General features: G+C 61.2%; 11 protein-coding genes and 2 pseudogenes. 8 read left to right on the plus strand and 5 right to left on the minus strand.

Going from position 1 to position 12,118, the window contains the following annotated elements; genetic code table 11:
- Positions 1-72 precede the first annotated feature (72 nt).
- Genes DM450_RS02760 through DM450_RS02775 form a run of 4 tightly spaced genes read left to right on the plus strand, consistent with a single transcriptional unit; the run spans position 73 to position 3,118 of the window.
- Positions 73-777 (plus strand): DNA-3-methyladenine glycosylase I, encoded by a 705-nt coding sequence (locus DM450_RS02760; RefSeq protein WP_142632488.1) that lies wholly within the window; start codon positions 73-75, stop codon positions 775-777.
- Between the two features lie 25 nt (positions 778-802).
- Positions 803-1,270: a DUF1348 family protein gene (locus tag DM450_RS02765; RefSeq protein ID WP_142632489.1), complete on the plus strand. Its 468-nt coding sequence runs from the start codon at positions 803-805 to the stop codon at positions 1,268-1,270.
- 2 nt (positions 1,271-1,272) lie between these two features.
- Entirely contained in the window at positions 1,273-2,193 is a 921-nt protein-coding gene (locus tag DM450_RS02770) for a pyridoxamine 5'-phosphate oxidase family protein (RefSeq protein ID WP_142632490.1), read from the plus strand.
- A 40-nt stretch (positions 2,194-2,233) separates the two neighbouring features.
- Entirely contained in the window at positions 2,234-3,118 is an 885-nt protein-coding gene (locus tag DM450_RS02775) for a DMT family transporter (RefSeq protein ID WP_221889450.1), read from the plus strand.
- A 163-nt stretch (positions 3,119-3,281) separates the two neighbouring features.
- Here the strand turns inward: DM450_RS02775 and DM450_RS02780 are convergent.
- Positions 3,282-4,645: pseudogene (locus DM450_RS02780) on the minus strand (IS3 family transposase).
- A gap of 819 nt (positions 4,646-5,464) precedes the next feature.
- Here DM450_RS02780 and DM450_RS02790 point away from each other — a divergent pair.
- Positions 5,465-6,790: a tyrosine-type recombinase/integrase gene (locus DM450_RS02790; protein ID WP_142632492.1), complete on the plus strand. Its 1,326-nt coding sequence runs from the start codon at positions 5,465-5,467 to the stop codon at positions 6,788-6,790.
- 109 nt (positions 6,791-6,899) lie between these two features.
- Here the strand turns inward: DM450_RS02790 and DM450_RS02795 are convergent, their stop codons facing one another.
- Positions 6,900-7,265 (minus strand): DNA -binding domain-containing protein, encoded by a 366-nt coding sequence (locus DM450_RS02795; protein WP_409529358.1) that lies wholly within the window; start codon positions 7,263-7,265, stop codon positions 6,900-6,902.
- Positions 7,266-7,297: 32 nt separating this feature from the next.
- Here DM450_RS02795 and DM450_RS02800 point away from each other — a divergent pair, with 32 nt between their 5' ends.
- A complete protein-coding gene (locus DM450_RS02800) occupies positions 7,298-7,552 on the plus strand; it encodes a multiprotein-bridging factor 1 family protein (RefSeq protein WP_142632494.1) in 255 nt (84 codons plus the stop codon).
- Here the strand turns inward: DM450_RS02800 and DM450_RS26520 are convergent.
- Complete coding sequence (locus DM450_RS26520; protein WP_142632495.1) at positions 7,549-7,869, minus strand: helix-turn-helix transcriptional regulator; 321 nt, start codon at positions 7,867-7,869, stop codon at positions 7,549-7,551. The two genes, DM450_RS02800 and DM450_RS26520, sit on opposite strands and share 4 nt — an antisense overlap.
- On the opposite strand from DM450_RS26520, the gene DM450_RS02810 reads away from it, so the two are divergent.
- Positions 7,839-9,202 (plus strand): IS3 family transposase gene (locus DM450_RS02810; RefSeq protein ID WP_142632496.1). Its coding sequence is split into 2 segments (ribosomal slippage): positions 7,839-8,187 and positions 8,187-9,202, totalling 1,365 coding nucleotides; the frame shifts between segments, so codons are not numbered across the junction. The two genes, DM450_RS26520 and DM450_RS02810, sit on opposite strands and share 31 nt — an antisense overlap.
- 89 nt (positions 9,203-9,291) lie before the next feature.
- Positions 9,292-10,077, plus strand: a pseudogene (locus tag DM450_RS02815) (sulfatase-like hydrolase/transferase); the annotation flags it as partial.
- Here the strand turns inward: DM450_RS02815 and DM450_RS02820 are convergent.
- The gene (locus DM450_RS02820; RefSeq protein ID WP_142632498.1) at positions 10,074-10,955 is read right to left on the minus strand and encodes an OmpA family protein; all 882 of its coding nucleotides are present in this window, start codon (positions 10,953-10,955) and stop codon (positions 10,074-10,076) included. The pseudogene DM450_RS02815 and the gene DM450_RS02820 sit on opposite strands and share 4 nt — an antisense overlap.
- Before the next feature lie 799 nt (positions 10,956-11,754).
- The gene (locus DM450_RS02825; protein ID WP_142632499.1) at positions 11,755-12,102 is read right to left on the minus strand and encodes a RidA family protein; all 348 of its coding nucleotides are present in this window, start codon (positions 12,100-12,102) and stop codon (positions 11,755-11,757) included.
- Between the last annotated feature and the right edge of the window lie 16 nt (positions 12,103-12,118).

The raw sequence follows: 12,118 nt of genomic DNA on the forward strand, positions 1-12,118 counted from the left end.
GGGTGGATACCTTTGCCGGGTGGGTGGGCAAACCGGTGTCGAATCGACGCGGGCAGGGCAAGGAATAGTCCCATGCGCAAGTTTACGGAAATCCTCGCCATCGCCGTTGGGCGCAAGGGAAGTATTGAGAGGGTTGAGGCGTCGATCCCGGCTCCGCTCTCGCCGCAGCACCTGTCTGCAGTACCGGGCGACCGGTGGCTGTCGCAGATGACGCAGAACATCTTTCGTGCCGGATTCAACCGGCAGGTCATCAACAGCAAGTGGCCCGCCTTCGAGGAAGCCTTCGCCGGCTTCGATCCCGAACGCTGCGCCAACATGAGTGACGACTGGTTCGACGACCTGCTCAGGGATACGCGAATAGTGCGCAACGGCGCGCGCATCCAGTCAGTCCGGCGCAATGCCATCTTCGTGCTGGATACGATCGAACGTCACGGCAGTTTCGGTGCATTCCTGGCCGGACACGGTCCGCATCAGTTCGCCCAGTTGCTCGAACACCTTCACCGCCGCGGCGATCGGCTTGGCGACAAGACGGCACAATATTTCCTGCGTGAAGCGGGCGTGGACAGCTATGTTCTGTCTGACGACGTTATCCTGCGCCTCTCAATCGAAGGCGTGGCTGACAAGGTGCCGACATCCACACGAGCCCGGCAGGCGATCCAGCAGGCATTCGATGTCTGGCAATCCGAATCCGGCCAGAGTCTTACCTACATCAGCAAAGTGCTGGCGATGAGCGTCGAAAGTCCGCGCGTGTCGAGGTTTCATCGCACCCCTGCATAGGACCTCTTGAAGAAGGAATATTCAATTGGAAAACAGACCGCCGCTTCCGCCGTTCACCCGTGAAAGCGCTATGCTCAAGGTCCGTCTCGCCGAGGATGGCTGGAATTCGCGCGATCCGGAGGCCGTATCCAGAGCCTACACAGCGGATACGAAATGGCGCAACCGTTCGACATTCGTCGACGGGCGCGAGGAGGTCGTACGGTTCCTGACGGAGAAATGGGCGAAAGAGCAAGAATACCGGCTGGTCAAGGAGCTCTGGGCTTTCACCGAGAACCGCATCGCCGTGCGCTATGCCTATGAATACCATGACGACAGCGGCCAGTGGTACCGTGCTTACGGCAACGAGAACTGGGAGTTCGAGCCAGACGGGCTGATGAAGAACCGCCACGCCAGCATCAACGATCTGCCGATCGACGAAAGCCAGCGGCTGTTCCGTTGGGAGCAGGGGCGGCGGCCGGACGATCATCCATCGCTTTCGGACATGGGGCTGTGACGATGAATGAAGGGGCATTCCATGAGGGCGAGGTGCGCCTCCAGACATTGACGGGAGAGCGTTCCACGGGCCTGAAGAACGAGCGGTTCATCAGCGATCATCTTCCTGCGAATGCCGGTGCCTACATGGCCGAACAGCGGATGGTGAATATCGCCATGAGTGACGATCGGGGCCGCGTCTGGTCGTTCATCGTCGCGTCCGCCCGGCCGTTTCTCGTAGTTGAACATCCATGGCGCCTTGCGGCATGCTTGACCCATGCCCATGTCCCGGAACTGCTGCGGGAACTGCTGGACGCCTGCCCGAAGCCGCGTCCGATTGGTATGGTGGTGATCGACCCTGCTCGGGGCCGCCGGTTCCGAGTCAACGGCCTGCTGGAACAGGCGCGCGATGGCAACCTTGCCATCGCCGTGCAGCAGACGTGCCCCAATTGTCCCAAATATATCCAGAAACGGGTGCCCGGCGGAGCGCCAGGCGCCTATATTTCCACCGTGCACGAGGCTGGAACCCTGCTTTCAGCGCCGGTTCGCGAACTGATCGAACGCGCCGATACGCTTTTTACCGCAAGCAGGGCCGCAGATGATGCGCATGACGCCAGCCATCGGGGCGGCAATCCCGGGTTCGTCGCGGTCGAGGGCAACCGGCTGACGATCCCCGACTATATCGGCAATTCGATGTTCATGACGCTGGGCAACTTCCTGCTCGAACCGGCGGGCGGCCTGACGGTCGTCGATTTCGATGGCGGAAGGCAACTTAACCTGACGGGGCGTGCGACAATTGAGTTTGCCGACACCCGGGCGCATGACGGGACAGGCGGTCGTTTCTGGACTTTCGATGTGGAGGAATGGAACCTCGAACCATTCCAGCCCGATCCGGCGTGGGTGCTGGAAGGCTATTCGCGTTTCAATCCGCCAGTGGGTCAGTGAATTCGAGAGTTCGCTGCCCCGGCTGACAGGAGCCCCCCGCTTGCCCCGATCCTCGCCTTTCGGTCTTGTTCTCGCAATCATGGCCGCCATGCTGCTGACACCGGATACCTTGCTGGTCCGTCTGTCGGGCATGGACGGATATCCCCTCATCGCCTGGCGCGGTATTGGTGTGGCCACGATGCTGCTGGGGCTCTGGGCATTCCAGGGCTTGCCGGAACGGGCCAGTCTCAAGAGCCGCGCGGCGCTGATACTTGTTACCTGTCACGCGCTGAACGGAATTTTGTTCATTGCCGCGTTGTCGGTAGCACCTGTGGCCATCGTGCTGTTCGCGGTGGCAACGGTCCCGGTGTTTTCCGCGATCTTCGGCTGGATAGGCGGTGAAGCTGTGCCGCGGATCACCTGGGCGGTCATCGCTGCGGTATTGAGTGGCATCGCCGTCGCGGTGTTTGGCAGCAGCGATGGCGGCCTTGTACTGGACATTCCGGTGCTGCTGGGGGCGCTGGCCGGGTTGGGCTCGGCCGCGGTGCTGGCGCTGTCCTTTGTGGTCATCCGCAAATGTGACAAGATGCCGATCGAAGCGGTGGTCGGGCTTGGATCGCTGCTGGCGGCACTGTTTGGTATCGTCGCTGTCGGTGGGGCCGGTACATTTTCGGCCGGGGACCAGCTTTGGCCGATCGTGGTGTCGGGCTTCATCATTTTGCCGACATCGTTCATGCTGCTCAATGTGGCATCGCGGCATACGCCCGCAGCCAACGTCAGCCTGCTGTTGCTGCTCGAAACCGTTTTGGGTCCGGTCTGGGTATGGGCGGTTATCGGAGAGGCAATGACATTGCCGATGATTGTCGGCGGAACGGTAGTGATCGCCAGTCTGCTGCTCTACATTGTCGCTAGTGCACGAATGCTGCCCTCCGACACCTTGCACTGACAGGGGGCAAGCGAAGCCGGAACCAATGGCTTGGGGTCTCCTTGCGCGATGCCGGCCTGTGCCATGAGGCAAGGATGACATCGCGCGAGTGTCCGTCGTCAGAACATTTGGCGCAGGTCGCGGCGTAGATTAGCGGAGTGCGGGCCTCGTCTGGGGGTTGATGTTAGGCGGCGATCTTGCAGTGTTGCAAGCGCCGATATTCGATGGTCTGTCGTTTGATCCTTTCCCGCTGTTTGATGATGGCTGGTGCCCTGCCGAAGTAGGCGTCGGCGGGCGTCACGTTGCCGAGGCTCTCGTGGTAGCGCTGGTGGTTGTAGTACTCGACGAAGGCCTCGATCTGGGCCTCAAGGTCACCGGGCAGGAAGTAATTTTCCAGCAGGATGCGGTTTTTCAGGGTCTGGTGCTAGCGTTCGATCTTGCCCTGGGTTTGGGGGTGACACGGGGCGCCGCGCACGTGGCTCATCTTGTTGGCCTCGATGTATTCGGCCAGTTCGCCGGCGATGTAGCTGGGCCCATTGTCGCTGAGCAGTCTTGGCTTGTGCAGCACTGTGGCGCTGTCGCAGCCCGAGGCCTTGAGCGCGAGGTCCAGCGTGTCGGTGACGTCCTCGGCCCGCATGTTGGTGCACAACTTCCATGCGATGATATAGCGCGAGTAATCATCAAGCACGGTGGAGAGGTACATCCAACCCCAGCCGATGATCTTGAAGTAGGTAAAGTCGGTCTGCCACATTTCGTTCGGCCGGGTGGTCCTGGTGTGGAACTGGTCGGCGGCCTTGATCACGACGTAGGCCGGGCTGGTGATCAGATCATGGGCCTTGAGCAGGCGGTAAACCGTGGCTTCAGATACAAAATATTGGCGTTCATCGGCGAAGCGCACGGCCAGTTCGCGCGGGCTGAGCTCGGACTGTTCCAGGGCCATCTCGATGATCTGGTCCTGGATGTCCGCCGGGATACGGTTCCACACCCGGCTCGGTGCCGATGGCCGATCCTCCAGCGTTTCTGGTCCGCCCTCAAGGTAGCGGTCGTACCAGCGGTAGAAGGTCCGTCGGGCGATGCCGAGTTGGTCCAGTGTGCGTTTGGCGGGCAGGTGTGACTGCTCGACGATCCTGATGATCTCGAGCTTCTCGGATGCGGGGTACCTCATGCGTCGTCGTCCCCATCCGCAACGATGCTTTTTTTCAGCAGGCGGTTCTCGAGCGTCAGGTCGGCAACACATTCCTTCAGGGCGCGGGCTTCGCGGCGCAGGTCCTGCACCTCACCGGTGGTCGCAGCGCGGGCTGTATCGCCGGCGAGGCGGCGCTTGCCCGCTTCCATGAACTCTTTGGACCAGGTGTAATACAGGCTCTGGGCGATGCCTTCCTTGCGGCACAGCTCGGCAATGCTGTCCTCGCCGCGCAGGCCCTCCAGCACGATGCGGATTTTGTCTTCGGCCGAGAAATGCCGCCGGGTTGCACGCCGGATGTCCTTCACCACCCGCTCCGCGGAGGCCTTGGCTGGCGATTTTTTCGAGGAGGATTGGGGCTTCATCTGCGTTCCTTCGTCACTACGACGAAGCCCCAATCCTCCTTAACTCACAACCTCAAATCTGTGCCATTGGTGCTGACGGCGGACAAGCTCTTCCATCGAGCCGCGCCTTGCCGTCGAGCAGGACGGGCAGATAATGATCATCGCATCCGGAATTGGCATTTGGCCACCTCTGCCGCTGAGATGGGACCGCCGAACTCAAATATAAGTCGCAGGGCTGACGACTTTGAGAATGCCGATTCGTGCCAGCCTTGGAAAGTGAGCTTGAGCTGGGCCGCAAGGCAACCCGCGGAACGGCCATTTTGCAGCTTTCGCTCACAAAATCAATTTCAAGGAGCCTGCTACCTAGAGAGCTACCTAGCGCAATTCCGTCACGCGGCAGGTCTCTGCTGTCGCGCTGTAAGCATATGCTTTATAAGGAGAAAGTGGTGGACGCACTAGGGCTCGAACCTAGGACCCGCTGATTAAGAGACAGATCGCGATTTTTTGCATGGTTGATGGCACAGCCTCGGATTGAGGCGCCTCGTCCGAGACGATGCGGATGCGTCCAATTTTTTTGGGGGCAGAGCAGGGGGCACACTTAGTAAATTTCGTATGTGCATGCGAGCATTTTCAGGCTTCTACGGGCCATATTCGAATCCCACCCTCTCCGCCACCGACCCCTCCAAGGGGGTCCGCAAACGTCCACTCGGATTGACGTTTTTCCTCTGAAATCTGACACTTAACGGGCTCACACGGCCACAGTCGTCCATACGCCTCCAACCATGGCGTGGTCTCGTGTTGTGGTCTCGACGCTGGAAAAACGTGGTCTCGGAGATGACGATGTTAAGCGACGCAAAAATCCGCGCAATCAAGCCGCGCGACAAGGCTTTCAAGCTCACTGACAGCCATCGGCTCTATCTGCTGGTGAAGCCGAACGGATCGAAGCTCTGGAAGTGGAATTACACCTACGGCGAGAAGCAGAAGACCATGGCCTTCGGCATCTACCCCATGGTCACTCTGGTCGAGGCGCGTGCCAAGCGTGACAAGGCCCGTGCCGAGTTGGAAGAGGGCAAGGATCCCTCGACCGTCAAGAAGCTGCGTATCGAAGCCAATCTGGAAATCGCGCGCAACACGTTCGAACTGGTGGCGCGTGAATGGTTCGAGAATGCCAGAACGCAATGGGCCAGGGTCCATGCCGACGACATTATAAGAAGCCTGGAGCGGGACGTATTTCCTACCATCGGCGATCTGCCGATTTCCGAACTCACGCCGCCAAAGGTTCTCGAAGTCCTCAAGGGCATTGAGGAGCGCGGGGCGGTGGAGACGGCCAAGCGCGTCCGGCAGCGAATCTCTGCGGTCTTCATCCATGCCATCGCAAAGGGCATTGCGGAGAAGGATCCGTCCGAAAAGCTGGGCGCGGTCCTCAAGCCCATGCGTAAAGGGCGCCAACCGGCCATCACCGATCTGAAGCGCCTGCGAAAAATGATCAATGATGCGGAGGAAGATCATGCCCGGCCGATCACAAGGCTGGCGTTGCGCTTCCTGGCACTGACTGCTGTCCGGCCCAATGAGATCAGGGGCGCGCAATGGGATGAATTTGAAGATCTCGAAGGGGATGAACCGCTCTGGCGTATTCCGGCGGCGCGGATGAAGGGCGATCTTGATCGCAAGGAAGAGCTTGGCGGGGATCATCTCGTCCCACTGGCCCGGCAGAGTGTTGAGGTGCTGAGGGCGCTATGGCCGCTGACCGGCCGGAGCCTTCTACTGTTCCCGAGCAATCGGCATGGGCATAAGCCGATGAGCGCGAATGCCATCGGCTATCTGCTCAACCGCGCCGGCTATCATGGTCATCATGTTCCGCATGGCTTCCGCGCTGCGTTCTCGACGATCATGAACGAATGGGTGGAACGGCACGGCAAGAAGCATGACCGAAAAATCATCGACCTCATGCTTGCCCATGTCCCCAAGGAGCGGGTCGAGGCAGCCTATAACCGGGCGGCTTATATGGATCGAAGGCGGGAACTGGCTGTCGCATGGGCCGATATGCTGACTGAGTCTCTGCCGCCACCGACCATATTGATCAGTCGACCGGCCAAGGAGGTCGGGTCGGCATTTCGTTTCCGGCCGCCAGCCGAATTTTCGGGTGACTTCCGTTTCCCGACTTAACCGTGCCGGGGGCGGGACTGTTCTCGTCCCTAACGGCCCTTCGATGTTGGAGAGCGCATGATCCTGGTCGCCCATGCGCTCTCCACCCACTCGGAATGCCTGCTGGCAGTTACGGCAGTTCTTTCCTGATGCGGCCCGATGCATCCAGCGCTTCGTGCATTGCACCATGGCGGTCCGCAGCGACCAGCCGGGCGCGCGCCAGATGCGTTTCCCAGCACCGAAGGCTGCCGTCATGATCGGCATCGGGGTCGCGATTGAGCACGATACGGGCAACTTCCCGCCAGTCTGCCCCTTCAGCATCGGCGTCCAAAAGACGAAGATATGTGCGGAGCCGAGCTTCGTCATAAGCCGTCAGAGCTTCTCCGCCGGGCGCTTCATCAGCAATCATGGGCTCGTGCTCGACCATCTCAAACCTTCTGGCGCTGCGCTCGCGAGATAAAATCCCGTTATGGGATAATCCGAAAATGGGATCAATGAAAGCTCCGGCCTCTCAATTCGCCGGATCCCATGCCCAGTTCGCTTCGCTCGCCTCAGCAAGATAAACTCCGGGAAGTTTTAATCGACGCCCGCAAAAACGCCAAGCTGACTCAGGCGGAATTGGCTGTGCGTCTCTCGCGTCCGCAATCCTTCGTAGCGAAATATGAGCTTGGCGAGCGCCGCATCGATGTTGTTGAGTTCGTGGCTGTCGCCCGAGCCATTGGTCTGGAGGCTACGGGTCTTCTCACCACTTACCTCGCCGCGTGTGAAGCGGGCGGACTCTAAGTAGAATCAGCGCGGAAGCGTGCCGGGGTGGTGCCGGTCAGTTTTCTGAAGTTGACCGTGAAATGGCTTTGATCGGCGAAGCCGGCACGCAGCGCGACCTCCGCAATCGGTATCTCCCGATCGAGAAGCAGTTCCTTGGCACGCCCGATCCGCCGTTCGAGAATGAAGCGAAAGAGCGTTGTCCCGGTCGATACCTTGAACTGTCCGCCGTCAGCGCCAATGGCACAGGTTTGAGGTTGTGATTTAAGGAGGGTTTGGGCTTCGTCGTAGTGACGAAGGAACGAAGATGAAGCCCAAACCCTCCAATGCAAAATCACCGGTGAAGGCCCCCGCTGAGCGGGTGGTCAAGGACATCCGGCGGCAGATGCGCCGGCACTTCTCGGCCGAGGACAAGATCCGCATCGTGCTCGATGGGCTGCGTGGCGAAGACAGCATTGCCGAGCTGTGCCGCCGTGAAGGCATTGCCCAAAGCCTATATTACACCTGGTCGAAGGAGTTCATGGAGGCCGGCAAGCGCCGCCTGGCCGGTGACACGGCCCGTGCCGCGACGACTGGCGAAGTGCAGGATCTGCGCCGCGAAGCCCGTGCCCTGAAGGAATGTGTGGCCGACCTGACGCTGGAAAACCGGTTGCTCAAAAAAAGCATGATCGCGGATGGGGGCGACGACGAATGAGGTATCCCGCATCCGAGAAGCTCGAGATCATCCGGATCGTCGAGCAGTCGCACCTGACCGCCAAGCGGACGCTGGACCAACTCGGTATCGCCCGGCGGACGTTCTACCGCTGGTACGATCGCTTCCTCGAAGGTGGCCCGGAAGCGCTGGAAGATCGGCGATCGGCACCGAACCGGGTGTGGAACCGCATCGCGACCGAGGAGCAGGATCAGATCGTCGAGATGGCACTGAAGCACAGCGAGCTGTCACCGCGCGAGCTGGCGTTGCGCTTCACCGACGAGAGGCGCTACTTCGTCTCGGAAGCCACGGTTTACCGCCTGCTCAAGGCCCATGATCTGATCACCAGTCCTGCCTATGTGGTGATCAAGGCCGCCGATGCGTTCCACACCAAGACCACCCGGCCGAACGAGATGTGGCAGACCGACTTCACCTACTTCAAGATCATCGGGTGGGGCTGGATGTACCTGTCGACCGTGCTCGACGACTTCTCGCGCTACATCATCGCCTGGAAGCTGTGCACCAACATGCGCGCCGAGGACGTGACCGACACGCTGGACCTCGCGCTCAAGGCCTCGGGCTGTGACAGCGCCACGGTGCTGCACAAGCCCAGACTGCTCAGCGATAATGGCCCCAGCTACATCGCCGGCGAACTGGCGGAATACATCGAGGCCCGGAAGATGAGCCATGTGCGCGGCGCCCCGTGTCATCTGCAGACCCAGGGCAAGATCGAGCGCTGGCACCAGACCCTGAAGAACCGCATCCTGCTGGAAAACTACTTCCTGCCCGGTGACCTGGAGGCCAAGATCGAGGCGTTCGTCGAGCACTACAACCACCGGCGGTACCACGAGAGCCTCGACAACGTGACACCCGCCGACGCCTACTTCGGCAAGGCGCCAGCCATCATCAAACAGCGTGAAAGGATCAAACGACAGACCATCGAGCATCGGCGCTTGCTTCACCGCAAGCACGCCGCTTAACATCAACCCCAAGACGAGGCCCGCACTCCGCTATTCTACGCCGCGAGTTGTGCCGAATGTTCTGACGACGGACAGCGCCGAACAAGCCGTTCTTCATGTACTTCTGCCCCGGCGCCCAGCACGCCCCGCATCACGTGCCGAGGGAATGGGCCGACAAGTACAAGGGCCAGTTCGACAAGGGCTGGGACCACTACCGCGAGGAAACCTTCAGGCGGCAGAAGGAACTGGGCGTCATTCCGCAGAACACGGTGATGTCGCGCCACGATCCCGACGTGCAGGACTGGGACAGCCTCTCGGACGACGAGCGCAAGCTCTATGCCCGCATGATGGAAGTCTTTGCCGGCTTCCTGGAGCACACCGACCACTATCTCGGCGAGCTGATCCAGTTCCTCAAGGACATCGGCGAGTATGACAATACGCTGATCATGCTGGTTTCCGACAATGGCTCCAGCGCCGAGGGCGGGCCGACCGGATCGGTCAACGAAAACAAGTTCTTCAACAACGTGCCCGACAATCTCGAGCAGAACCTCAAGGCGCTGGAGGACATCGGCGGGCCGAAGTATTTCAACCACTTCTCCTGGGGCTGGACCCATGCCGGCTGGCGCGCGGTCTGTCCCTGGCCGGGTACCTCGTTTGTCGAATCCGGCCGCGCCTTCGGCGACGAGATCACCCACGACAAGCTCAACGCGCTCGATGCCTCGGGCTGGGAGCTCTACAACCTTGTCGACGATCCGGCCGAGACGACCGACCTTGCCGACCAGGAAAAGGCCAGGCTGATCGAGATGATCGGCATATCGAGTGAGGGCGAGCCGCGGCCGATCGCGGCGAATGGCCGGGGTCCGCAGCACCCCGGCCATTTCCTGTTCCCGGTTTAGAAGCCGTCCACGGCCTTGCTGACCAGGATGTTCACCGCCACGCGGCGGTTCTGGGCCTTGCCTTCCGGCGTGCTGTTGTCCGCCAGCGGGTCGGCCTTGGCCATGCCGGTGGGGGTCAGCATGCGGTAGGGCTTCCAGTGGCAGGCCTGCTGGAGATAGTTCACCACGCGGGTGGCGCGCTTTTCGCTGAGCGTCTGGTTGTAATCGTCGCTGCCCACCGAGTCGGTGTAGCCGACCACCAGCAGCAGGGCATTGTCCATGCCATCGGCCGAATTGGCCGCGGCGCACAGGTTGCTCTTGGCTTCGGGCGAAAGATCGTACTTGCCGGTGTCGAAGTTCACGTTGGTCGTGCCCTTGACGTTGTACTTGTCGATGTCGCCCATGCGGCCGCGCAGGGCCTCGGTGGCGGCCTCGTTGCTGGCAAAGCGCTGGTCGGTGCCGTTGTGGATCATCGACGCGGTCTTCAGATCCTTGTTCTTGAGGTCGATCGAGTCCGCCAGCAGAGCACCGTTGGCCTGCAGGGTGTCGACCGAGACCGGCAGGCCGTTCAGCAGCGAGGTCGCCGCCAGCTTGCTGCGGCTGATGCCCAGGAAGCCGCCGCTGGCCTTGATCTTGGTGGCGTCATCGATGACGATGACGGTCTTGCTGCCGTCGGCGCTGGTCACCTGCATCTTGTCACCCATGCGGGCGGAGATGATGCCCTCGATCTCCGGGCCCTTGGTCGCTTCCGCCCGGTTGACCGGACGTTCGCCGTAGACGGTGGCCGCTACATCGCCCTCTTGCGGATCCTGCTGCTGCGCCGCAACGCTGCCCGAAACCGGGATAGCCAGCATGCCGAGCATGATCAGCATCTGCGACCTTTTGGAAATGCCACTCATAACGTCGTTCCTCCAAACCTGTTCAGCCGGTTTGTGCGTTTCCTCGGCATTTCGTCCGAACCCCCTGTTCGCGTTTCCGGCTTTCAAAACCCCCTTCATCTGGCCAGGGTGTCCATTGCGGCTCTCTTGCCGCCCTTGTGCACCGTGGGCTTTCTGGATGTTGACGGCAGCCTTTCCCGCATATGAACGCGCAGGGGCTGCACCCTCGATCTGCGGGTAATGCGAGAGCGCGGTGCGGTGAACGGTGGCGAATCGCCCCTCTTCGTGCGTGCATTCGTGGCCGCAAGAGGAGGGGGATGCCGCGTGGGCGCTTTGGCGGATGCGGCCACGTTGCAGGGCAGGCGGCCTGGGGGAAGGGCACCGCGGCAACTGCCGCTGCGGAATGCATCGGGCGGACGATCTCATCGCGGGACAACTGTCCGCCCGAAATCAGGCTATCGCCGGCTTGTTGTGTTAACTAATGTACGCAAATTCCGACGGGGGGTCGTCGGAATTCACGAATTGCACTGGGGGGCCATGCAATGTTTGCGACCAAGTTGAAGTGCTTGCTCGGGCGGCACAAGCCTGTCCGGAGAGATGTCGTGTGGACCGATGCCGGGTATGTCGGGGCATGCCGGGGGTGCGGCGGCGGCATACGCCGGACGGCCCCGGGCAAGTGGCATCTGGAGGACCATCCCGAGGCGGGCTGACCGATCCGGGATTTCGCGGCAGGGGCGCAGGGGCCCGTGCCGCGAAATTCGCTTTTTGCGGGCTGGCGCCGCCGTCAAAATGCCCTCTCGGGCATTTTTCAAACAGCCTCTCAGGCCCTGGCGGCGATCACGATGATCTCGACCTTGTAGTCCGGGGTGAACAGCCTGGCTTCACCGGTCGCCCGGGCCGGGGCCGGGTGGCCGGCGATCCAGCCATCCCAGACCGCGTTCATTTCCTCGAAGTCGGCCATGTCGGCGAGCCAGATCGTGGCCATCAGCAGGTGATCCTTGCTGCTGCCGGTCTTGGCGAGCAACGCCTCGATCTCCGCCAGCGCCACCTTGGTCTGCTCGGTGATGCTCGCGCCCGGTTCGCCGATCTGGCCGGCGAGGTAGATGGTGTCGCCGTGGATCACGGCCTCGCTCATGCGTGGGCCCTGGTCGATGCGGGTAATGGTCATGTCGGGTCCTTCCGGA

Source organism: Sphingomonas sp. IC081 (assembly GCF_006874585.1).
Taxonomy (GTDB): Bacteria; Pseudomonadota; Alphaproteobacteria; order Sphingomonadales; family Sphingomonadaceae; genus Novosphingobium.

Coding starts and splice junctions, on each gene's coding strand:
- DM450_RS02760 (WP_142632488.1), top strand. CDS start 73: ATGCGCAAGTTTACGGAAATCCTCGCCATCGCCGTTGGGCGCAAGGGA.
- DM450_RS02770 (WP_142632490.1), top strand. CDS start 1,273: ATGAATGAAGGGGCATTCCATGAGGGCGAGGTGCGCCTCCAGACATTG.
- DM450_RS02790 (WP_142632492.1), top strand. CDS start 5,465: ATGTTAAGCGACGCAAAAATCCGCGCAATCAAGCCGCGCGACAAGGCT.
- DM450_RS02800 (WP_142632494.1), top strand. CDS start 7,298: ATGCCCAGTTCGCTTCGCTCGCCTCAGCAAGATAAACTCCGGGAAGTT.
- DM450_RS02820 (WP_142632498.1), bottom strand. CDS start 10,955: ATGAGTGGCATTTCCAAAAGGTCGCAGATGCTGATCATGCTCGGCATG.
- DM450_RS02825 (WP_142632499.1), bottom strand. CDS start 12,102: ATGACCATTACCCGCATCGACCAGGGCCCACGCATGAGCGAGGCCGTG.